Here is a 21,701-nt window from a genome sequence, read left to right as displayed (position 1 = left end):
AACCAAGTGCTACTTCGCTCGTCGGCCTTGCGATCCATCCCCTGGGACATCGCCACCCATCAACGAACTTCTGGCGCAGGACACTAGTGGCGGCGAAGCGGTCACGCCTTCTTCGCGGTGCGGGCGGCGGGCTTCCTGGCCGCGGTCTTCGCGGCGGGCTTCCTGGCCGCCGGGGCCCGCTTCGGGGCAGGCTTCTTCGCGGGTCCCTTCGCACGCTTCTCGGCGATCATCTCGAACGCGCGCTCGGGCGTGATCGCCTCCGGGTCGTCGTCGCGGCGCAGGGTGGCGTTGGTCTCCCCGTCGGTGACGTAGGGGCCGAACCGGCCCGACTTGAGCACCACGGGCTTGCCGGAGACCGGATCCGCCCCGAACTCCTTCAGGGGCGCCGCCGCCGCGGCACGTCCGCGGGTCTTGGGCTGCGCGTAGATGGCGAGGGCCTCCTCCAGCGTGATGCCGAAGATCTGATCCTCGCTGGCCAGCGAGCGGGAGTCCGTGCCGCGCTTCAGGTAGGGGCCGTAGCGGCCGTTCTGGGCGGTGATCTCCACCCCGTCGGCGTCCGCACCCACCACGCGGGGCAGGCTCATCAGCTTCAAGGCCGTGGGGAGGTCCATGGAGTCCAGCGACATGGACTGGAACAGCGAACCCGTGCGCGGCTTGGCGGACTTGGGGGCGTCCTCCGGGAGGACCTCGGTGACGTACGGGCCGTAGCGCCCGTTCTTGGCCACGATCAGGTTTCCGGAGGCCTCGTCCACGCCCAGCTCGCGCTCCTCGTCGAGTGGCTTACTCAGCAGTTCCTCCGCCACCTCGACGGTCAGACCGTCCGGGGCCAGGTCGTCGGGGACGTTGGCCCGGCGGCCGTCCGACGACTCGACGTAGGTGCCGTAGCGGCCCACCCGCACGTCGATACCCGAGTCACGCAACGGGAACGTGGAGAGCGCACGGGCGTCGATCTCCCCCAGCTCGGTCACCAGCGTCTCCAGGCCGTGGTGCGCGCTGCCCTCAGGCCCGCGGTAGAACTCCGAGAGCACCGTGAGCCGCTTGGCCTTCCCAGAGGCGATCTCGTCGAGCTGATCCTCCAGCTGCGCGGTGAAGGCGTAGTCCACCAGCTCGGAGAAATGCTCCTCCAGAAGCCTGGTGACGGCGAACGCCAGCCACGTCGGCACCAGGGCGGAGCCCTTCTTGAAGACGTAATCGCGGGCCGTGATGGTGCGGATGATGGAGGCGTAAGTGGAGGGGCGGCCGATCTCCAGCTCCTCCAGCTTCGCCACCAGCGACGGCTCGGTGTAGCGCGCGGGCGGACGGGTCTCGTGGCCCGCCGCCTCCACCCTGGCGACCTCCAGCCCCTGGCCCTGCGTCAGGATGGGGAGGCGCGTCTGCTGATCATCAGAGGCGGACTCGTCGTCGACCCCCTGCACGTAGGCCTTGAGGAAGCCCGGGAAGGTGATGGTGCGCCCCGACGCGACCAGACCACAGGTGGTCACCTCCGAGCCCCCCACGACGGTGGGGGCGAAGGACGCGTCAATGCGGATGGTGAGCGACTCGCCCTTGGCATCGGCCATCTGGGAGGCCAGGGTGCGGCGCCAGATGAGCTGATAGAGGCGGAAGGTGTCCCCGACGAGGCCGGTCTGGTCCGGGTGGCGGAATGTGTCGCCCGCGGGACGGATAGCCTCGTGGGCCTCCTGGGCGTTCTTGACCTTCGAGGTGTAGACCCGGGGCTGCGCGGGGAGGTACCTCTCGCCGAAGAGCTCCTTGACCTGGGCGCGCGCGGCCGCGATGGCCTGCCCTGCCAGCGTCACGGAGTCCGTTCGCATGTAGGTGATAAAGCCCTTCTCGTAGAGCTCCTGGGCCACCGACATGGCGCGCTGGGCCGTGAACCCGAGCTTGCGGCCGGCCTCCTGCTGCAGCGTGGTGGTACGGAACGGCTCGTACGGCTTGCGCGTGTAGGGCTTCGCCTCGACCGCCCCCACCGTGACGGATGAGGCGCGGAGAGCGTCCGCGAGGGCCCGGGCGGACGCCTCGTTGAGGACGAGGACGTCCTGGGCCGTCAGCCGGCCCTCCGCGTCGAAGTCGCGGCCCTGTGCCACCCGCACTCCCCCGACGGTGGCGAGCCGGGCCGGAAAGTTGCGGGGGTCCGCGTCCGGTCCGGCGTCGAGGTGGGTGTCGAGATCCCAGTAGGACGCGGGAACAAAGGCGATGCGCTCACGCTCCCGATCGACGACGAGCCTCGTGGCCACAGACTGCACGCGGCCCGCCGAGAGCCTCGGCATGACCTTCTTCCACAGCACGGGAGAGACCTCGTAGCCGTAGAGCCGGTCCAGGATGCGTCGGGTTTCCTGCGCGTCGACCAGGTCGACGTCGAGCTCCCGGGGATTGGTGACCGCCTCCTCGATGGCGGACCTGGTGATCTCGTGGAACACCATCCGCTTGACCGGCACCTTCGGCTTCAGCTCGTCCATGAGGTGCCACGCGATGGCCTCGCCCTCGCGGTCACCGTCGGTAGCCAGCAGGAGTTCATCGACTCCGGCGAGCTTGGCCTTCAGATCCTTCATGGTGGAGCGTTTGTCCGGCGAGACCACGTAGATGGCACGGAAGTCGTTATCCACGTCCACGCCGGTGCGCGCCCACTTCTCCCCCTTGTACTTGGCGGGCACCTCGGCGGCCGACGTGGGGAGGTCGCGGACGTGGCCTCGGCTGGACTCGACGATGTAGTCGGAGCCGAGGAAACCGGCGATCTTTGTCGCCTTCGTCGGCGACTCGACGATCACGAGACGCTTGGCAGCCATGGGTGATTCAGCCCTCCGGTCGGGAAACTCTCCGAACAATAGCCTGTGCTGTCAACGTGGCCCGAGCCTCGGGTGTCGCGGCGGGGGCCCGTCAGCCGCGCGGGGCCTGCCCGCCGTCGGGACGCAGCAGCTGGTCCAGCAGCGCGACGCGCACCTCGGGCACGACGGCCGCGGCCAGTTCGGCGGCGTCCAGATCCAGCACCTGCGCCACGGCGCTGATCACCTGACCCAGCGTCAGGTCGCCGTCGAGGGATCCCAGGACGGCGGACAGAGCCGTGTCCGCCTTGATCGCCCTGCGGAGCTCCCCACGCTGCCGGAAGACGATGTGCTCGGGATGCTCCGCCCCCGGGGAACCGATGGTCTCCTGGTCGACGCCCACCAGCCGGGGAGAGGTCTCGAGGAGCTCGCCGAGCGGGAGTGTCGCGGCCGTGACCGCCTCGGCGTGCCGGGCGAACACGTCCCCGACCGGCTGGGCGACGGCGTGGGGCCAGCTCTCGCACCGGACGTGCGGCTCGGCACGCTCCGCGCGGGTCACCAGGATCCAGCCCATGCCGACGGCCCTGATGCCGAGCCTCTCGAAGTAGTCCAGCCACTCGTTGTAGGCCGCGCGCCACCGGGGCGAGCCGGACAGCCCTGCGTCGGTCAGCCACATCTCGATGTAGGAGAAGATGTCGAGGCGCTCGCGCTCGATCACCCAGGCGTCGCACCCTTCCGGCACCCACCCGGCCAGCCGTTCCTCCCAGGAGTCCCCCAGGATGGCCCAGTTGGTGAGCAGCTGGAGGCTACCTCCGGGATTGAGGTGCGCAGCAGCCCCACGGACCAACTGCTCCAGCAGTGAGTCACCCTCGAAGTTGGTCTCCCGGTAGGCCAGGGTGCTGGCCTCCTCGCTGGGTGGGCTCATCACGAACGGCGGATTGGACACGATCAGGTCGAAGCGCTCGCCGGACACCGGCTCGTAGAGCGACCCCTCACGGATGTCCACCACAACCTCGTTGAGAGCGGCGGTGAGGCGGGCCAGCTCAAGGGCCCGGGGGTTCACGTCGGTGGCCACCACGCGCGAGGCGTGCCGGGCGAGATGGAGGGACTGGACCGCGCACCCCGTCCCCAGGTCAAGGACGGGGCCGACGGTGCGGCGCATCGTGAGCTGGGCCAGCGTGGTCGACGCCGGCGAGACGCCGAGCACATAGTCCGGCCGAGTGGGCTCGGTCCGCCCGTCCATTCCGGGCGTCGGATCGGCCACGATCCACCCCGTCGCACCGTCGTCGGGAGAACCGTAGGGCCGGATGTCGACCCCGGCCCTGATGCCGTCCGCATCGCGCGCCAGGTACCCGGCGTCGAGGAGCGGTGTCAGGTCCAACGCGGCGCGCACCTGCCGCTCCGGGAGCACCTGCTGGAGGATGAACAGCCTGATCAGCGTCGCCAGCGGATCCGTGGCCTCGCCCAGGGCCACGTCGGCCGGAACCGTGCAGTTGCGGCCGAGGCCGGCCTGCCCCTCCTCGCCGATCCTGTCCAGGACGGCGTCGACGGTGAATCGGGCCGCCCTCAGGCTGGAACGGAGCGCGGAGACATCGAGAGGCATGCCGCCATCCTAGGAGCCCCACTCACGCCATCGGCTGGAGCTCCCTTCGGGGCCGGGTGGCCCGGGTCCGCAGCGCCGGCCTCGCACGCAGGCGCCCGAACGTCCAGTTCGGGCGTCACGACACCGAGTCGGTGGCTCCCTGCCAGAGGTTGACGCCCTCGACGCCGGCGTGCCGATCGATGGCAGCCAGTTCCTCGGCCGAGAAGTCCATCTTGGCCAGGGCCGAGAGGTTGTCATCGAGCTGCCGCACCGACGATGCACCGAGGACCACGGAGGTGACCGACGCGTCACCCTGGTCTCGCAGCGCCCAGGCGATGGCCATCTGCGCCAGGCTCTGCCCGCGGCCCTGAGCAATGTGATTGAGCGACCGGAGATGGGCGATGTTGTCCTCGGTGAGCAGGTCTGAGCCAAGCGACTTGCCTTGCGCGGCCCGCGAGTCTGCGGGGATGCCGTCGAGGTAGCGGTCGGTCAGCATGCCCTGCGCCAGCGGCGAGAAGGCGATGACGCCCATGCCCGCGTCGCGACAGGCCTCCAACAGGGAAGGCTCTCCCTCCTCGACCCACCGGTTGAGCACGGAGTACGACGGCTGATGGATCACCAGCGGCGTGCCGAGGGCGCGGGCGATCTCCTGGGCCTTCGCAGTGAGCGCCGCCGAGTAGGAGGAGATCCCCGCATACAGCGCCTTGCCGGAGCGCACGGCCTGGTCCAGCGCGGCCATCGTCTCCTCCAGCGGCGTCTCCGGATCCGGGCGGTGGTGATAGAAGATGTCCACGTACTCCAGGCGCATGCGCCGCAGCGAGTCGTCCAGCGAGCTCAGCAGGTACTTCCGGGACCCCCCGAAGCCGTAGGGGCCGGGCCACATGTCCCATCCGGCCTTGGACGAGATCACGAGCTCGTGCCGGTACGGGGTGAAGTCCTCCGTCATGATTCGACCGAAGTTGGTCTCTGAAGCGCCGTAGGGAGGACCGTAGTTGTTGGCGAGATCGAAGTGCGTCACCCCGCGGTCGAAGGCCCGGCGCAGAATGTCGCGTTGTGTCTGGACCGGTTTGTCGTCGCCGAAGTTGTGCCAGAGCCCCAACGAAATGGCCGGGAGCTTGAGCCCCGAAGTCCCGAGGCGGCGATACGGCATGGACGTGTAGCGGTCATCCGCGGCGATGTAGGTCATGCCTCGCACTGTATCGCCGCGCGGGTGGGCCCGAGGGTGTCGCGGATCTCCTCCCCCGCCACGCCTCAGCCATGCGAGCTGCCCTCACGTGCCGCCCGTGGCCGACCTCACCAGCTCACCCGGCAGCCCTGGCAGTGACGGCCGCAGCACGGCCCGGATCCCCACCTCCACGACGATGGACCGGCCCTCGCCTCGCACGTGGCAGACGGCGAGGTCCGCCTGGTTGCGTGCGGCTGCCTCCTCGGCCGCTGGGCACGGAAGCCGGCCCGAGACCGCCGCGCTGACGGCCGCGAGCGCCGCCAGCTCAGCCGAATGCTCCGCCCGGCGTGCGATGAAGAACCACTGGATGAGCACCGCCGCGCCCATGAAAGTACTGACCAGCACGAGGCAGAGGCCGGCCACCAAGACCGACCCGGCAGCCCCCCGATCGTCGCGGCGGCGCATCACGGACCGGCCCCGGGTTCATAGGCCGCCCAGGAGGTGGCGGCGACCTCGACAGGCCCGATGCCGGGCACCGCCACGGCCATCGCGACAGTGGCGGACACGCCGTCCCTCCCCCGCTGTACATCGATCACCGCGCCTTCGGGAGCCCGCGTGCGCGCTTCGCGGAGGGCCGCCTCATCGGACCTCGCCGCTTGGCGGGCGAGCTGCGCGCTGGACTCGGAGACCGTGGCCTGCGCCACGCCCAGCAGCGAGAGCCCCGCGAGGCAGGTGGCCAGGACGGCCACCGTGAGAAGGCCGATGGCGAGCTCGACTGTGACCATGGCGCGCTCACCCCGCCGGGATCTTCGCATGCTGGTCATGGGAGCCGGGCTCAGCCCTTGGCCATGTGGGTGAAGACGTTGACCACCCAGTCGAAGAGCGTCTTGTAGAACTGGTTGTCGCCGAAGATGCGCAGCAGCACCAGGGCGACGGTGGCCGCGGCCAGCAGCCCGAGCGCGTACTCGACGGTGGTGAGTCCGCGCTGGGCCAGGGTTCGGGCCCGGGCCGAGCGCGTGGGAACGAGGTGAGCCATGGGAGGCGTCCTTTCGGTGCGCCGGCTGCCTGTCAGCCGGTCACCCCCTTGTTCGGAAGTGGCCTCCGGCGTTTCCCGGGCACGAACGCGAGATGTGGACGACGGCAACGGACAACACCGATGCCTGTGCACAACGGAAGCCCGCCTCAGCCGAGGATGAGGCGCAGGAGCTCAGCGGCGTCGGCCTTGTTGAGGACCTGATTGGCGTTTCCGCACTTGGGCGAGACGACGCAGGAGGGGCAGCCGGACTCACAGGTGCACCGCTCCAACCTGTCCAGGGTGGCCCGCAGCCAGTCCTCCGCGACGTCGAACCCGCGATGCGCGAAACCGGCCCCGCCTGCCATCCCGTCGTGCACGAACACCGTGGCCAGACCCGTGTCCGGGTGGAGGGCCGTGCTGACCCCTCCGATGTCCCACCGGTCGCAGGGCGCGAAGGCGGGCAGGAGCCCGATGGCCGTGTGTTCCATGGCATGCACGGCGGCGCCCGTCTGCAGCTCTGCCCAGCCGAGCCGTCTGGCCAGGGACTGCGGCACGGTCCACCACACGGCCTGGGTGGTCATTCTGTGCCGGGGAAGGTCCAGCGGTGTCGAGTCCCACACCTCGTGGGTGATCTCGTCGCGCCGAAGGTAGCCGATCACCTGGGAATCCAACCGCACGTCTCCGCGGGACACCTGGGTGGCGCCCAGGGCGCGGCGCTCCACTTCGGCGACGATCTGGATGTCGAACGACGCCTGGGCCTGGGTGTAATAGGTGGGTCTGGCCTGGACGACCAGCGCCTGATGCTCCTCCAGGTCCAGTTCCTCGACGGTGAACGCCTCGCCCTGGTGCAGGTACACGGCCCCCGGATGCACCGTGCGATCGGCGGCCGCCACGTCGATGACGCCCAGGACCCTGCCGGTGTGACGTTCGATGATGTCCACTGGACGCTGTGCCGTGGCGCGCAGGTTGATGAAATCCACGGCCCTGTCAGGGCGGGTCCAGTAGAAGCGGTCCCTCCTGTGCCGCAGCACGCCCTGGTCCGCGAGGGCGCGGGCAAGCGCCGGGACGGTGGGCCCGAACCACTGCTCGTCTGCGTCCGAGAGGGGGAGCTCCTGTGCTGCCGCCGCCAGGTGGGGTCCCAGCACCCGAGGGTTCTCCGGGTGAAGCACAGCCCGCTCCACCGGGGCGTCGAACACGAGCTCCGGGTGCTCCACGAGGTAGGCGTCGAGCGGATCCTCGCGGGCCAGAAGCACGACGAGGGCATCCTGACCGCGCCTGCCCGCCCGACCCGCCTGTTGCCAGAACGACGACAGTTTCCCTGGGTAGCCCGACACCAGCACCGCGTCCATGCCCGCGACATCGACCCCGAGTTCCAGGGCGTTGGTGCTGGCGAGGCCTCGCAGCTCGCCCGATTGAAGGTCCGCCTCCAAGGTGCGGCGATCCGCTGCGAGGTAGCCGCCCCGGTAGGACGCGATCCTGGCGGGCTCCCGCGATAGCTCCTGGGCGGCCAGCGACACCAGTTCCGCCCCCTGCCGGGAGGCGACGAACGCGATGGTCTGCGCTTCGTGGTCCGTGAGCTGGGCCAGGAGCTCCGCGGTGTCCGCTCGCAGCGACGACCCTGGACGCCACAACACCGCGGTCCTGCGGCCGCTCGGGGAGGAGTCCTGCCCGATGACCTCAACGCATTCGGCGCCGATGAGAGTCTCCGCGAACACGCCCGCGTTGGGGGCGGTGGCTGAGGACAGCGCCACCACCGGGTCAGCGCCGTACTGGGCCGCCAACCGCCGGAGCCGCCTGATCACCTGCGCGACGTGGGCACCGAAGACACCCTGATAGCGGTGCGCCTCGTCCACGACGATGTAGCGCAGCGACCCGAGGAACGAGGCCCACCGCTGATGGTTGGGCAGCACGGAGAAGTGCAGCATGTCAGGGTTGGTCAGGACGAAATCAGCGTGGTCACGGGCGAACCGGCGCTCGGCTACGTCAGAGTCCCCGTCCAGGGTGCTGATCCGCCAGCGGGCCGGCCCCAGCGCCGTTGCCGCCCGGGACTGATCGTGTGCCAGCGCTTTGGTGGGTGCCAGATAGAGGGCAGTGTGTCGCGCTCCGGTGAGCCGCGCCCGGGTGGAGTCCACCGCGACGCCGAGCCTGCCTTCCGCGGTGGCGGCGACGATGGGCAGAAGGTACCCGAGCGTCTTGCCTGACCCTGTCGGGGTACACACGATGGCGTGCCTGCCGGCGAACAGCGCCTCGGCGAACTGGCTCTGGTGGCGCCATGGAGCCGAAATGCCGGCCTCCTCGATCCGCGAGACGGCCGCCGCCGAGACCCACTCGGGCCAGGGCGCCGTGCAGCCAGGCATGGGATCTCGGTGCCGGACCGCCACCGCCTCGTCCCTGCCGAGCACCCAGTCGTACTTCACACCCCCACTGTGCCAGCGCCCCCCGACAATCCCTCATTTCCGCAAGACCGCATCATGGCTCCTGCCCACCGGGCGGGAGTACAGTGGAAGCAGCAAGGAGGCGGGGACGATGCGCCGGTCACTGGACCTGTGCGGGCCCGTCCACCACCGGGCACGGCCCGGGGTGGCCGGGATGCTGATCGTCGCCCTTGCGCTCGTCGGCTGCGGGGTCCCGCCTGGCACCCCTGCCGATCCAACCCCCACCCCCTCCAGCCGGATCAGCACGGCCTCACCCGCGTCACGCACCCCAACCATGAAGCCGTCAGCGCCGGTTGAGTCTCCGACCGCACCCCCGGCCGAGAGCCTGCCGACGACGCCCGACCCACCGGACACCAGCGCGCCTGTGAGCACCTCGACACCGACACCGGCGGCGTCCACGATCCCCCCAGCGCCGAGGACCTCCACCCCCGCTCCGGCCACGGCGCCGCCACCGACAACGACCAGTAGCACCACCGCACCCGCCGCTGGGCTCGTCCAGCTGTGGGCAGGGATGGACATCGAGGCGTTCCCCACTGAGCGGAAGGTGGTGGCACTGACCTTCGACGGGGGCGCCTCGGCCCAGGGGGTCGCGTCCATCCTGGACACGCTCGCCGCCCGCGACGTGGCCGCCACGTTCTTCGTCACCGGCGCCTTCGCCCGCGCCTACCCGCAGCAGGTGACCGCGATGGACCGTGCCGGGCATCCTGTGGGAAACCACAGCAACACCCACCCCTACTTCACGCAGATCACCAACGAGGCCATCCGGGCGGAGTTGGCAGCCGCGGAGCGGGACATCTCCGCGCTGACCGGCACCACGACGAAGCCCCTGTTCCGGTTCCCGTTCGGCGACGTGGCGCCCCTTGACATCCGTGTGGTCAACGAGGCGGGCTACATCCCGATTCGCTGGACGGTGGACACCCTCGGCTGGAAGGGAACCAGCGAAGGGATCACCACGGCCATCATCCGCCAGCGGATCCTGGATCGCCTGCGCCCCGGGCAGATCGTTCTGATGCACGTGGGGGCAAACCCGTACGACAGCTCGACCCTGGACGCGGACGCGCTGCCCGGGATCATCGACGACCTCCGGGCCCGTGGCTACAGCTTCACCACGGTGCCGGACCTGCTGGACGACGGCCGCTGAACTCACCCGAAGAAGCTCTGCATCAGGCTGGCGATGATCGGCACCACACCCACAGCCATGAACGCCGGGAGGAAGCAGGCCATGAGCGGCACCACCGACCTCACGCCGACGGTCCGGGCGCGCCGTGCAGCGGCGTCCCTGTGCTCTTGTCGGGCGTCCTCCGCATGGTCTCGGAGGACGCCTGCCAGTGCGGTTCCTGCGTGCTCTGCCCTGATCACGTCCACAGCCACGCGTCCCCACACCGGGTGAGATCTCAGGCTCTCCCACGCGGCGGGGCCGGCTCGTCCCAGGGCGAGCTGAGCGGCGACCTCCTGCAGCAGGTGTTGGGTGGCCGACGGCGACACCCTGGCCACCTCGCCGACCGCGTGAGCGGTGGGGAGACCGGCGTCCATGCACACCGCCAGGAAGTCGAGCGCGTCCGGCATCTCACGGGCGAGCATGGACCAGTCCGGCCGCGGCGCGGCGAACCCAAGGCCAAGCGTTGCCACAAGAGCCACGCCGCCACCGAGGACCACCCCACCCCATCCCTCCACCACCACCGCAGCCAGGAGCCCCGCCGCCGCCCCGACGGCGACACGCTGCCCCCCGGGTGGCGCCCCAACCCGCCCCGGGAGAACGAGGAGCCGCTCGGCACGGCCGCCCCGCAGGCTGATCAGGCGGCCCGCAGGGAAGGGCACCACCACCCACGCGGCGATTGCGGCCATGGCTGCGGCCAGCGCGATGCTGCTCACCGACGCCCCCGCCCATGCCGGGCGCCCGTCCTGGCCAGGCTGTCCACCCAGATCACGCCGGCGGAAGTGAGCGCCACACCTGCCAGGACCAGCCACTGCCCGAGTGGCTCGGTCAACAGGTAGTCCAGCGTGTTGACGCCTGAGACCAGCCCCAAGCCCATCGCCAGGAACGGCAGCGTGGCCATGATGTGGCCACTGGTGCGTGCGGCGGACAACTCCGTCGCCACCACCGCGTCGAGCTGACGCTGCCGCCGCAAGGTCTCCGCGACCCGCCCCAACACCTCCGCGATGGGGGCTCCCGTGCGCTCGCTCAGCTGCCAGGCTGCGGCCACGGCACGTAATCCGGCCCGCCCAGGACCATCGGCCGCCCGATCCAGTTCGCGCCCCACATCTGAGCCCAGGCGGGCTGCGGCAGCGGCCGAAGCCAGGACGGAGAAGTCTCTGGCGGCTTCCGCCAGGGCAACGCGGGGAATGTTGCCCGAACGCATCATCGACGACAGGGCCCGAGCCGCCTGGGCACACTCATCGGCAGCCCTGACCTCCTCGCGCCGTGCCTGGCGACCGTACTCCAGCCACCCGAGCGTGGATACCGCCACAGCCACGGCCACCATCCACACCACAGGTCTGGTGCCGAGCACCAGCCATCCGGCTCCCAGAGCCGCCGCACCCCCCAGTGCACCGACGGCGAGATGTCCGTTGCCGCGCGCCACTCTGGGCGGCCGGAGCCTGCCGGCCACCGCGGTGGGCGGCGGTCCGACAACAAGGGCGGCCGCCAGCCCGGCCATGAGGGCCGCTGTCAGCACGGACCCACCGCCAACCGCAGGAGATGGGCACCCTCGCCGTGGCTCACACCGGAGGAGGACAGGGTGGCGGCGGGCAGCACGTCCACCCGCCCGTCCTCCCTGCGCCGGAAGACCCCGATCTGCGCCACCCGTCGCCGCCCGCCCGGGTCCCTGACGACGTGGATGACCAACTTCAACGCCGCCGCCACCTGAGCGTGGCAGGCCTCCCGCCCCATGCCACCGAGGGCCGCCAAGGCCTCAAGCCGCGCCGGGACATCCTGGATCGAGTTCGCGTGGATAGTGCCACAGCCGCCCTCGTGCCCCGTGTTGAGAGCCGTGAGCAGGTCCGTCAGCTCAGCCCCGCGCACCTCGCCGAGCACCACCCTGTCCGGCCTCATGCGCAACGCCTGCCGGACCAACGTGGTCAATGTGATGGCGCCGGTCCCCTCAGCGTTGGCGGGCCTGGCCTCCAGGCGCACGCAGTGGGGGTGGTCTGGGACGAGCTCGCGCGCGTCCTCCACCAGGACCACGCGCTCGGTGTGTGGGATCAGCCCCACCATGGCGGCCAGCAGCGTGGTCTTGCCCGAACCTGTTCCTCCTGAGACCAGAAACGGGACGCGTCGATCCACCACAGCCCGGAGCAGCGTGGCCCCGGCATCCGGGAGCGATCCCGCCTGCACCAGATCCTGGAGCGAGAAGCTGCGGGCTGCCGGGACACGCAACGAGATGCAGGTGCCGGGAGCTGCCACGGGCGCCAGCACGGCGTGCAGCCGCACCCCGCTGGGGAGGCGTCCGTCCACGAACGGGGTGGCATCGTCCAGCCGACGGCCGGCCGCTGCCGCAAGCCGGATGGCGAGGCGGCGCACCTGCTCGTCGTCGACGAACGCGACGGGGGCGCGTTCCAGCCCTTGACCCGTATCAACGAACACGTCCCGGGGGCCGTTGACCACCACGTCCGAGACCCCCGGCCTGCCCAGGAGATCCTCCAGCGGGCCCGCCCCCACGCTGTGGCGTCTGAGGTCTGCGAGGACGTCATGGACCCCCGCGTCCGTCACAGCCACCCCCATGGCTCGGAGCGACACCACCACATCCAGCGGCGTGAAGGGCCGCCCCAGCGACGCCAACGACGCCTGAAGGCGGTCCAGTTCGATGTCAGGCATCGGGGAGGCCCTCGAGGATGGCGCCCACCTGCCGGGCGTACCGCCGGGCCGGCCCGGACACGGGCAGCAGTCCGAGTTCAGCCAGCCGAGGCAGCGCTCGGTGGTGGTCCATCCGGCCCAGGCTGGGCGCGCCGAGCGCCCGCGCCACCACCTGCTCGGGGAGGGAGCGCCCGGGGCCACGGCGCACGACGATAGACGTGGGGCGAAGCGCCTTCACCTCCGCCAGCATGCGCGCTGCTGCCACCGACCTGACATCCGCCCCCACCACCAACACCGTGTGATCTGCCGGAGTTGGCGACGGGTCGCGCCCGCAGTCCACCACGACCATCCGGTGGGACCGCGCCAGGGCGCCCATCACCGCTGCGACCGTCTCTCCCGACGGGACGGACGGCGCCTCCCTCGAGTGCGCCAGCAGCACCACTCCGCCCAGCGAGGGCAGGCTGCCCGCGAGGTCACCCAACTCGCCGCGGGCCTGGCCGAGGTCCGACCACCTCATCCCTTCCACCGTCTCGCCTCCAGCGGCCAGATCCAGCCCCCCGCTGCAGGAGGCCAGATCCACCACGGCCGACGGCGTGCCACGGCGCCCCGCTGTGATGGCCAGCGACACCGCCAGGGTGCTGACCCCCAGGCCCCCCGCGGCGCCCACCAGCGCCACCGTCGTACCGCGGTGGAGCGCCTCGCCCGAGTTGCGCTTCAATGCATCCACGAGGCGACCCCCGACGTCTGGCAGGGGGATCACCGGCAGTTCCAGCTGGGCGGAGCAGCGGGTCAGCTCAGCAGGAGAGGTGCCCACCAGGAACGCCCGCCCCGGCGGCGCCGACGTCCAGCGGGCCGCCACCTCGGTGGAGAGGAACCGGAGCGTGGCGGCCGGCCACAGCGCTCTGGCCTCCTGGGCGTCCCGCGCCACACGGAGCCCGACATCCATGGCCGCGGCGGCCACTTCAACCGCCTCGATGACGGCAGGGTCCCGGGAGCACAGCAACGTCGACGCAGTGGTGTCCATAGCCCCTTGTTCGCAAACTCCGGCCCCCGTGTCCCGCCCCATCCCGGGGCTGTGGACAACTGGTGCCGCGCGGCCTCCATCTCCCTCCCGTTACCCTTGGTGCGATCGCTGTACGAGAGGAACCCATGACCCGCGCCACCCTTCCCACCGAAGCCCTCGACTGGCTGGCGGTGTGGCACGGTGTGCGGGCCCTGGCTGTGGACCCCGAGCCACACCTGGCCAGGCGGCTGACCGACGCGGGGCATTCGCTGTTCGCCACGTCGGAGGACGCGCAGCGCATCGAGCGGCTGCGCCGGGTGCGTTCCGTCACGCCCATCATGGCTCGGCCCGAAGCGATCCCGACGGACCCGTTCACGTTCGAGGTGGTGCTGATCCACCAGGGGCTCCACCGCTACGACCTCACGCAGGCGCTCCCGCAGCTCGCCCGGGTGCTCCGCCCGGGTGGGTGTCTGAGCGCCTCGTACCTGGTGCGCGACGACTCGGTGCCCTGGGTCCGCCGCCTCGCGGCACTCCTGCGACGATTCGACCCGATGGCGATGAAGGGCGACTACGGCCACCACAGCCTCGACTTCCTGAGCTCCAGCAAGTACTTCCCCGAGGTTGAGCAGCGGGCATTCCGGGTCTGGCAGAGCGTCAGCCGCGACGACCTCGTGGGCCTGGTGAGGGCCCAACCCCTCGCGGCCAACCTGGATGCCGCGCAGCTCGGCCACCTTCTCGACCAGGTCTCTGAGCTCTACGACGGTGCGGTTCGCCCGGGCGAGAGCCTGCGGCTGCCCTTCCAGCTTCTGTGCTGGCGCGCCTGGGTGGATCACGAGGAGCTGACCGCCCCTGTTGTGCTTCCCGACCACGCCCTGGCCATTCAGCTGTGACCCGACGACGCGCCTGAACCGGCCCTCCCCCCGACGCACCGACGGTGACAACCACTAGGCTGGCCACTGCCGGAAGGAGCAACATGCCTATTGAGCCCAGCCACCACCTGGTGGACATCAAGGATGCCGTCTCAGACTTCGTCGCCCGTGAATCCGAGTTGGCGGCAGCCGAGCTCAAGCCCGCCGCCAAGGCTGCCGGGATCGGCGCCGGGCTCTTCGCCGGGGCCGCTGTATTCGCGTTCCACGCCGTCTGGATGCTGGTGATCCTGATCGCGCTCGCGCTCGGCCTCCTGCTGCACGCGGTGACGCCGCTGGGACCGTGGTCGTCCTTCACCCTGGGGTTCCTGGCCAGCGTGCTCTTCTCGCTGGTCGTCGCCCTGGTGCTGGTGATCCTCGGCCGCAACAAGTTCCGCCAGGTGAAGAAGCCGGACGCCACCATCGCCGAGGCCAAGGCCACACTCGACGCGGTGGTTGCGGCCATCGCGTCGCGCACGAAGAGCGCTGACGTGGTGATCAAGCCCGACGATCTCCCGCGCTTCCGCGACGCGGATCTCGACAGCACGTTCGGGCGTCCCTAGGAGCCTGCTGAACAATCGTGGCTCGGCTGCGGCGCACCGGATCGGGCGATCCGGCACCCCTCCATCTGGATATGGACGCCTAGCGCCGAGTGTCGCCCAGCCTGCAGACATGGCAGGCTGGGCCTCATGACCAAGTGGGAATACTTCGTGGCGCCAATCCTCTCGCACGTGGCGCAGCAGCTGCTCAACAACTTCGGGGCGGACGGCTGGGAGCTCATCCAGCTCGCCCCCGGGCCCAACCCGGACACGCTCGTCGGATACTTCAAGCGCCCCCAGCAGTGAGCGGGACCTCTGCAACGCAGCGGCTGACCGAGCTGGGCATCGACCTCCCGCCGGTTGCAGCACCCGTGGCCGCCTACGTGCCTGCCACGCTGGTGGGCAACCAGGTGTGGACCTCTGGCCAGCTGCCCAGCGTCGACGGGCGGCTGATCGCCACCGGCAAGCTCGGAGGCGAGGTGGACCAGGAGACAGGCGTGCAGGCCGCCCGGCTGGCCGCGCTCAACGCCCTGGCAGCCGCAGCCGAGGTGGCCGGCGGGGTGGACCACATCCGCCGCGTGCTCAAGGTGGTGGTGTTCGTCTCCAGCGAGCCGGGCTTCACCGCCCAACCGGCGGTGGCCAACGGCGCCTCGGCCCTGTTCGGTGAGGTGTTCGGCGAGGCGGGCGCCCACGTCCGATCGGCGGTCGGTGTCTCGGTGCTGCCGTTGGACGCCCCCGTCGAGGTCGAGCTGATCGTCGAGGTCTGATGGACCGGGCCTCGGCCGTCCACAGCGCGCTGGCGCAGGCCTACCCGGAGGCCCGGTGCGAGCTGGACTACACCACACCGTTCGAGCTCCTCGTCGCCACCGTGCTCTCCGCGCAGTCCACGGACAGACGCGTCAACACCGTCACCCCGCGCCTCTTCGCCCGCTTCCCCACCCCGCTCGCACTGGCCGAGGCGGACGCCGCTGATGTCGAGGAGATCATCCTCAGCGTAGGCTTCTTCCGCGCGAAGAGCGCGGCCATCATCGGACTCGCGCGCCGCATCGTCGACGACTTCGACGGCCGCGTCCCGAACACTCTTGCCGAGCTGATCACGCTGCCAGGCGTCGGCAGGAAGACCGCGAACGTGGTGCTGGGCAACGCCTTCGGGATCCCCGGGGTCACTCCGGACACCCACCTGATCCGCGTTGCGGGCCGCCTGGGGTGGACCGGGAGCACCAAGCCGGACGCGGTGGAGCGCGATGTCGCCGCCCTGTTCCCGCCTGAGGACTGGGTGATGCTGTGCCACCGGGTGATCTGGCACGGGCGGCGCTGCTGCCACGCTCGAAGGCCCGCATGCGGCGCGTGCCCCGTCCGCGATCTGTGCCCGAGCAGCGGAATCGGCGAGCAGGATCCCGCCATCGCCGCCCAGCTGATCCGCGAGCCGCGCGGGTAATCTCGGCATTGTGATCCCACGCCTCCTTGCCCTCGCCGCGGCGCTCGCGCTGGCTGCGTGCTCTCCGACGGCCGTGACCTCGCAGCCGCCCAGCCCGGCGCCGGTGGATCTCGCGTCGCTCAGGGTGGAGTACGGCCTCCCAGACTGCCCGGTCACCGACCCCGCGACACTCCAGGTGGCCGGCGGACTACCGCAGACCCAGCTGACCTGCCTGGGCAGCGACGCCGTCGTCAATCTGGCCGGACTTGAGCGGAAGCCCACCGTCGTGAACCTGTGGGCCCAGTGGTGCGGGCCCTGCCGCGAGGAATCGCCCTACCTGAGGGCGGGCCTCGCCGAGCTCGACGGGGTGGCCTTCGTCGGCGTCAACTACAACGACCCCAGGCCGGAGTGGGCCATCGAGTTCGCTGGGCTTGTCGGGTGGAGATATCCGCATGTGATCGACGCCGACAAGTCCCTTCAGGTGCCCCTGCGGGTGCCGGGCCTGCCCACCACGTACTTTGTCGACGCCGACGGCAGGATCGTCGGCGTCCACGCGGGGCCCTTCGAATCCACCGAGCAACTTCTCACGATGGCCGACGACTACCTGGGGGTGCGGTGAGGCATCCAGAGACGTTCGAGGCCCTCTGCCACGCCCTGGTCCGGGGGCCTGCTGCGCGTGAGATAGACGTGCACCGCACCCCACGAGGCGAGCGCGCTGCCGCGGTGCTGATGCTGTTCACCGATGAGCAGGACCCGTCGCTCACCTTCGTGACCCGGGCCGAGACGATGCGCCGTCACGCCGGCCAGATCGCCCTGCCAGGGGGCGCCGTCGACGCGACGGACCGGGACCGGCGCCACACGGCGTTGAGGGAGGCCAACGAGGAGATCGGCCTGGCCGCAGAACACGTCACCGTGCTGGGCGAATTGCCACCGCTGTGGGTCCCTGCCTCCGGCTATGACGTGACGACGGTGGTGGCGGTATGGCCCGGCGGGCACCGGTTGGCGCCCCGCGACCCGGCCGAGACCGGCGCCGTGCACGCCTTCGGCGTCTCCGCCCTGTCATCGGCGGAGGTCCGGTTGACGGGTCATCACCCGAGCGGCTTCGAGGGGCCGGCGTTCGTGCTCGGCGATCAGTTCATCTGGGGCCTGACCGCGCACCTGGTGGACTGGGTGCTTGAGTTGGGCGGCTGGGCCAAACCCTGGAACCGTGGCCGGGTCGCCGACATCCCGGCCCGCTACATGCGCGATTGAGAGACGCCGACGGCGCACGGCAGGGCCGTGCGCCGTCGCCAGAACTTCAGATCTGGCGGGTGGGTAACACTGAGATGTGTGCCCCCGGGGTGTCATGGTGCTCGACGAGCACGTCGTGCCACGAGTCGATATCCGGGCGCGAGCGGAGGAGAGCGCGTCGCTCCCGCTCCGTCATGCCGCCCCAGACGCCCCACTCGATGCGGTTGTCCAAGGCCTCTGCAAGGCACTCGGAGCGGACCGGGCACCCGACGCATACCGATCTCGCGCGCTTCTGGTCCTTGCCTTCCGGAAATAGTGCGTCAGCCATTTCGCGGCACTTGGCATGGAGCGTCCATTCGCTCACTTCAGCCAGGGACATCAGCTGCCCTCCCTTGCGCAGTCACTGTCAGATGACATGCACGCTAGCGCATCAGCGGTACTCCGCAACAGGGGTATCCGGCCAGCAAAAACGCAAGCCAAGCCGCGGACCATGGCCTCCTGGGACCCGTCACGTAAACTGGGGCAATGAAGTCTGCCTCCCTCAGCCAGAAGGCGTACTCCGTCCTCATGTTTCTCGCGGTGAGCGTGCTCGCCGGCCTCCTCCTGTCGGGCCTCGCGGTGCCCTTCGCCGCGCTCGCGGGCGGAAGCGCCAAGCTGGCCGCCGAGTCGCTGGAGTACCTCCCCGCGGACCTCGAGACGCCTCCCCAGTCCGAGCGCTCCCGGATCCTGATGGCCGATGGGCAGGTGCTGGCCACGTTCTTCAACGAGAACCGCATCTACGTGCCGCTCTCCGAGATCGCCCCGGCCATGCAGGACGCCCAGATCGCCATTGAGGACCATCGCTTCTACGAGCACGGCGCGATCGACTTCCAGGGCTTCGGCCGAGCGTTCGTCAAGACGATGACCGGAGACACCCAGGGCGCCTCGACACTCACGCAGCAGTACGTCAAGCTCGTTCGGGTGGAATCGGCCGTGGCAGCCGGCGACGAGGAGGGCGTGCGCAAGGCCACCGAGGTGACCATCGACCGCAAGATCATCGAGGCCAGGTACGCCATGGCCTTGGAGGAGCGACTCACCAAGGACGAGATCCTGGAGCGCTACCTCAACATCGCCTACTACGGTGACGGCGCCTACGGCGTCGAAGCCGCCGCCCAGCACTACTGGGGCACCACCGCCAAGGATCTGACCCTGGAGCAGGCGGCCATGCTGGCCGGGCTCGTGCAGAACCCCGTGTCGACCAACCCGGTGAAGAATCCAGAGAAGGCCATCGAGCGCCGCAACGTCGTGCTCAACCGCATGGCCGAGCTGGGCATCATCAGCGAGGAGCGCGCGGCGGAGGCCAAGGCGGTCCCCTTCGACCAGGCCACGGTCAAGCGGACCCCCAACGGCTGCACCGCCTCGCCGTACCCCTTCCTGTGCGACTACGTCCGCCGCACCCTGCTGAGCGACCAGATGCCGAGCATGGGCGCCACACCCGAGGAGCGGGAGAACCTGCTCAACCGGGGCGGGCTCACCATCCAGACCCTGATCAACCCAACCGCCCAGGCCGCAGCCGAGGCAGCCGTCGCAGACCTGATCGCACCCACGGATCCGGTGTTGGCGGGGGCGGCGCTGATCCAGCCGAGCAGCGGGCTCATCGTGGCCATGGCACAGTCTCGGCCGGACATGGGCACCGACGCCGGCGAGACCTACTACAACTACAACGTCGAGAAGTCGATGGGCGGTGCAGAGGGCTACCAGGCCGGGTCCACGTTCAAGACGTTCACGATGGCAGCGGCACTGGACCTCGGCATGACCCCCGATCGCCAGTACAACGCCCCCGAGGCGCTGCCGCTTGAGGGCATGACGTTCAAGAACTGCACCGGACCCTTCGTGTTCAAGCAGGACCACACGGTCCGCAACTACAACCGCGGCTACGGGTTGATCGACATGATCCGGGGCGCCGAGGACTCGGTGAACACCTATTTCATGCAACTTGAGGCCGACGCCGGGATCTGCGCCTCCATCGACATGGCCAAGGCCGCCGGCGTCAAGATGTCCACCGGTCAGGACCTGCGCATCAACCAGAACTACCCCACCTTCGTGCTCGGCACCTCCGAGGTCACGCCGCTGTCAATGGCCGAGGCCTACGCAACCTTCGCCAACCGGGGCATCCACTGCACCCCGATCATCCTGGAAGCGGTCACCACCAAGGACGGCAGCTCCCTGGCGGTGCCACCGGCCGACTGCAAGCAGGTGATCCGACCCGAGATCGCCGACGGCGTCAACTACATCCTCAAGAGCGTCATCGACAACGGCACCGGGCGCCCGGCACGCCTGAGCGACGGCCGCCCCCAGGCCGGCAAGACAGGCACGATCAGCGAGAACCAGGCCGTCTGGTTCGCGGGCTACACCCCGGAGATGGCCGGCGCCGCCTGGATCGCCATCGACAAGACCAACCCCTGGTACGAATCCAAGCGGAAGACGCTCAAGAACGTGAGGCTCCCCAGCGGCACGTATCTGCGCGGCTCCGGCGGTGGGGACGCGGGCCTGATCTGGAAGGCCGCCATGGCCTCCGCGCTGGCGGACAAGCCGAAGACTGCCTTCACCAAGCCCACCACCGAGGTGCTTGAGGGCGTCAAGGTGCCGCTGCCGGACGTGTCCGGGATGGGCTACAACGAGGCCAAGCGCACGCTTGAGGCCGCCGGCTTCCAGACCCAGCGCTGGAGCGTCTACAACAGCCGCCCAGCGGGCACCTTCCTGGGCATCTCACCGACGGGCTCCGCCATCAAGTTCTCGACGGTGTCGCTGAAGGTCTCCCTGGGCCCGAAGCCCGTTCCCCGGCCTGAGCCTGTGGCGCCGGCGCCCGAAGCTCCGGCCGACCCGGCTCCTCCCGCCGAGGAGGCCCCTGCGCCGCCTGGCAACGCCGAGCCCGGCAACCCCAACGAATGACGCGGCCGGTTCTCCGCGCCGTCGGGGCCACGGCTGCCGTCGGCGCGGCATGCTTCGGCTGGGGGCTGATCGAGGCTGCGCTGTTCACTGTCCGGCAGGTGGAGCTCCCGATTCTGCCTGCCGGGGGGCGGCCGATCCGGATTCTGCACATGTCCGACATCCACCTCACCACCAGCCAGCACTTCAAGCTGGACTTCATCCGCTCGATGGCGGCGCTGGAGCCTGATCTGGTCATCAACACCGGGGACAACATCGCGCAGGCCGAGGCAGTTTTCCCGCTGCTCGCCGCGTGGAACAAGTTGAGGTTCGTGCCCGGAGTGTTCGTGTTCGGCTCCAACGACTACTTCAAGCCACACTTCCGCAACCCGCTGCTGTACCTCGCACACGGCAAATCGGAGGCCAAGGGGCCGACTGCGCCCAACCTTCCGTGGGAGAAGCTGCGTGACGGCATGACCAAGCATGGCTGGGTGGACCTGACCCACCGTCGGGCTGCTCTGGAGGTCAACGGGTACCGGTTGGCGTTCCGCGGAGTCGACGACGCGCACCTGGGCCGCGACCGCTACGCGATGGTGGAGGGCCCGGCCGATGCCTCCGCGGACCTCAACATCGGCGTGACCCACGCCCCCTATCTGCGGCTGCTGGATGCCATGACCGCGGATGGGATGGACCTGATCTTCGCCGGCCACACCCATGGCGGGCAGGTCTGCGTCCCTGGCTACGGCGCACTCATCACCAACTGCGATCTGGACCCCGCCCGGGTCAAGGGCCTCTCCACACACACCGCTGGCGGACACACCGCCCACCTGCACGTCTCGGCGGGCGTGGGCACCTCCCCCTTCGCCCCGTACCGGTTCGCCTGCCGTCCCGAGGTCACGCTGCTGACCCTTCGTCCGGTTTCGCGCTGACGGGGCCGATGGGCTAGTATCT

23 protein-coding genes are annotated in these 21,701 nt (G+C 70.0%); 10 read left to right on the top strand and 13 right to left on the bottom strand.

Features of this window, described 5'->3' with window-relative positions; translation table 11 throughout:
• Positions 1-101: 101 nt before the first annotated feature.
• The 8 genes from topA to ACZK39_RS13620 all read right to left on the bottom strand — a co-directional run bounded on the left by topA (position 102) and on the right by ACZK39_RS13620 (position 9,475).
• Positions 102-2,783: a type I DNA topoisomerase gene (gene topA / locus ACZK39_RS13655; protein ID WP_463613611.1), complete on the bottom strand. Its 2,682-nt coding sequence runs from the start codon at positions 2,781-2,783 to the stop codon at positions 102-104.
• 91 nt (positions 2,784-2,874) lie between these two features.
• Positions 2,875-4,362 carry a DUF7059 domain-containing protein gene (locus tag ACZK39_RS13650; RefSeq protein ID WP_463613610.1) on the bottom strand — a complete coding sequence of 496 codons (1,488 nt, stop codon included), beginning with the start codon at positions 4,360-4,362 and terminating at the stop codon, positions 2,875-2,877.
• Positions 4,363-4,477: 115 nt separating this feature from the next.
• Positions 4,478-5,527 (bottom strand): L-glyceraldehyde 3-phosphate reductase, encoded by a 1,050-nt coding sequence (mgrA, locus tag ACZK39_RS13645; protein WP_463613609.1) that lies wholly within the window; start codon positions 5,525-5,527, stop codon positions 4,478-4,480.
• 84 nt (positions 5,528-5,611) lie between these two features.
• On the bottom strand, positions 5,612-5,971 hold the full coding sequence (locus ACZK39_RS13640) for an Rv3654c family TadE-like protein (protein WP_463613644.1): 360 nt from the start codon (positions 5,969-5,971) through the stop codon (positions 5,612-5,614).
• On the bottom strand, positions 5,971-6,321 hold the full coding sequence (locus ACZK39_RS13635; protein ID WP_463613608.1) for a hypothetical protein: 351 nt from the start codon (positions 6,319-6,321) through the stop codon (positions 5,971-5,973). Before ACZK39_RS13635 ends, ACZK39_RS13640 begins: the two co-directional genes overlap by 1 nt.
• 20 nt (positions 6,322-6,341) lie before the next feature.
• Positions 6,342-6,542 (bottom strand): DUF4244 domain-containing protein, encoded by a 201-nt coding sequence (locus ACZK39_RS13630; protein WP_182782125.1) that lies wholly within the window; start codon positions 6,540-6,542, stop codon positions 6,342-6,344.
• A gap of 146 nt (positions 6,543-6,688) precedes the next feature.
• Complete coding sequence (sftH, locus tag ACZK39_RS13625; RefSeq protein ID WP_463613607.1) at positions 6,689-8,938, bottom strand: DNA 3'-5' helicase SftH; 2,250 nt, start codon at positions 8,936-8,938, stop codon at positions 6,689-6,691.
• A 33-nt stretch (positions 8,939-8,971) separates the two neighbouring features.
• Entirely contained in the window at positions 8,972-9,475 is a 504-nt protein-coding gene (locus ACZK39_RS13620) for a hypothetical protein (RefSeq protein WP_182799141.1), read from the bottom strand.
• On the opposite strand from ACZK39_RS13620, the gene ACZK39_RS13615 reads away from it, so the two are divergent.
• Entirely contained in the window at positions 9,468-10,097 is a 630-nt protein-coding gene (locus tag ACZK39_RS13615; protein WP_182799142.1) for a polysaccharide deacetylase family protein, read from the top strand. The two genes, ACZK39_RS13620 and ACZK39_RS13615, sit on opposite strands and share 8 nt — an antisense overlap.
• 2 nt (positions 10,098-10,099) lie before the next feature.
• On the opposite strand, the gene ACZK39_RS13610 is transcribed toward ACZK39_RS13615, so the two are convergent.
• Genes ACZK39_RS13610 through ssd form a run of 4 tightly spaced genes read right to left on the bottom strand, consistent with a single transcriptional unit; the run spans position 10,100 to position 13,773 of the window.
• Positions 10,100-10,828, bottom strand: coding sequence for a type II secretion system F family protein (locus ACZK39_RS13610; RefSeq protein WP_182782119.1), 729 nt, complete (start codon positions 10,826-10,828; stop codon positions 10,100-10,102).
• The gene (locus ACZK39_RS13605; RefSeq protein WP_463613606.1) at positions 10,825-11,631 is read right to left on the bottom strand and encodes a type II secretion system F family protein; all 807 of its coding nucleotides are present in this window, start codon (positions 11,629-11,631) and stop codon (positions 10,825-10,827) included. The genes ACZK39_RS13610 and ACZK39_RS13605 overlap by 4 nt, the downstream gene beginning before the upstream one ends.
• Positions 11,625-12,770 carry a TadA family conjugal transfer-associated ATPase gene (locus ACZK39_RS13600; RefSeq protein WP_463613605.1) on the bottom strand — a complete coding sequence of 382 codons (1,146 nt, stop codon included), beginning with the start codon at positions 12,768-12,770 and terminating at the stop codon, positions 11,625-11,627. The genes ACZK39_RS13605 and ACZK39_RS13600 overlap by 7 nt, the downstream gene beginning before the upstream one ends.
• A complete protein-coding gene (gene ssd / locus ACZK39_RS13595) occupies positions 12,763-13,773 on the bottom strand; it encodes a septum site-determining protein Ssd (RefSeq protein WP_182799145.1) in 1,011 nt (336 codons plus the stop codon). Before ssd ends, ACZK39_RS13600 begins: the two co-directional genes overlap by 8 nt.
• Before the next feature lie 125 nt (positions 13,774-13,898).
• On the opposite strand from ssd, the gene ACZK39_RS13590 reads away from it, so the two are divergent.
• From ACZK39_RS13590 to ACZK39_RS13560, 7 genes are all read left to right on the top strand, one after another.
• Positions 13,899-14,642, top strand: a complete 744-nt coding sequence (locus ACZK39_RS13590; RefSeq protein ID WP_459056188.1) for a class I SAM-dependent methyltransferase — start codon at positions 13,899-13,901, stop codon at positions 14,640-14,642.
• A gap of 83 nt (positions 14,643-14,725) precedes the next feature.
• Positions 14,726-15,220 carry a phage holin family protein gene (locus ACZK39_RS13585; RefSeq protein ID WP_182799147.1) on the top strand — a complete coding sequence of 165 codons (495 nt, stop codon included), beginning with the start codon at positions 14,726-14,728 and terminating at the stop codon, positions 15,218-15,220.
• A 126-nt stretch (positions 15,221-15,346) separates the two neighbouring features.
• On the top strand, positions 15,347-15,502 hold the full coding sequence (sp36, locus tag ACZK39_RS13580; protein ID WP_182782113.1) for a Sp36 family protein: 156 nt from the start codon (positions 15,347-15,349) through the stop codon (positions 15,500-15,502).
• Complete coding sequence (locus tag ACZK39_RS13575; protein WP_182782112.1) at positions 15,499-15,963, top strand: RidA family protein; 465 nt, start codon at positions 15,499-15,501, stop codon at positions 15,961-15,963. The genes sp36 and ACZK39_RS13575 overlap by 4 nt, the downstream gene beginning before the upstream one ends.
• A complete protein-coding gene (gene nth, locus ACZK39_RS13570) occupies positions 15,963-16,634 on the top strand; it encodes an endonuclease III (RefSeq protein ID WP_182799148.1) in 672 nt (223 codons plus the stop codon). The genes ACZK39_RS13575 and nth overlap by 1 nt, the downstream gene beginning before the upstream one ends.
• Positions 16,635-16,644: 10 nt before the next feature.
• Entirely contained in the window at positions 16,645-17,232 is a 588-nt protein-coding gene (locus tag ACZK39_RS13565; RefSeq protein ID WP_463613604.1) for a TlpA family protein disulfide reductase, read from the top strand.
• Positions 17,229-17,864, top strand: a complete 636-nt coding sequence (locus tag ACZK39_RS13560; protein WP_182782109.1) for an NUDIX hydrolase — start codon at positions 17,229-17,231, stop codon at positions 17,862-17,864. Before ACZK39_RS13565 ends, ACZK39_RS13560 begins: the two co-directional genes overlap by 4 nt.
• A 46-nt stretch (positions 17,865-17,910) precedes the next feature.
• On the opposite strand, the gene ACZK39_RS13555 is transcribed toward ACZK39_RS13560, so the two are convergent.
• Complete coding sequence (locus ACZK39_RS13555; RefSeq protein WP_182782108.1) at positions 17,911-18,222, bottom strand: WhiB family transcriptional regulator; 312 nt, start codon at positions 18,220-18,222, stop codon at positions 17,911-17,913.
• Positions 18,223-18,368: 146 nt separating this feature from the next.
• Here ACZK39_RS13555 and ACZK39_RS13550 point away from each other — a divergent pair, with 146 nt between their 5' ends.
• Positions 18,369-20,774 (top strand): transglycosylase domain-containing protein, encoded by a 2,406-nt coding sequence (locus ACZK39_RS13550; protein WP_463613603.1) that lies wholly within the window; start codon positions 18,369-18,371, stop codon positions 20,772-20,774.
• Positions 20,771-21,679: a metallophosphoesterase gene (locus ACZK39_RS13545; RefSeq protein ID WP_463613602.1), complete on the top strand. Its 909-nt coding sequence runs from the start codon at positions 20,771-20,773 to the stop codon at positions 21,677-21,679. Before ACZK39_RS13550 ends, ACZK39_RS13545 begins: the two co-directional genes overlap by 4 nt.
• The last annotated feature ends 22 nt before the right edge of the window (positions 21,680-21,701 follow it).

The sequence above is a fragment of the Tessaracoccus luoxuelianae genome (assembly GCF_055326245.1).
This window is presented reverse-complemented; position numbering and strand designations above follow the sequence as displayed.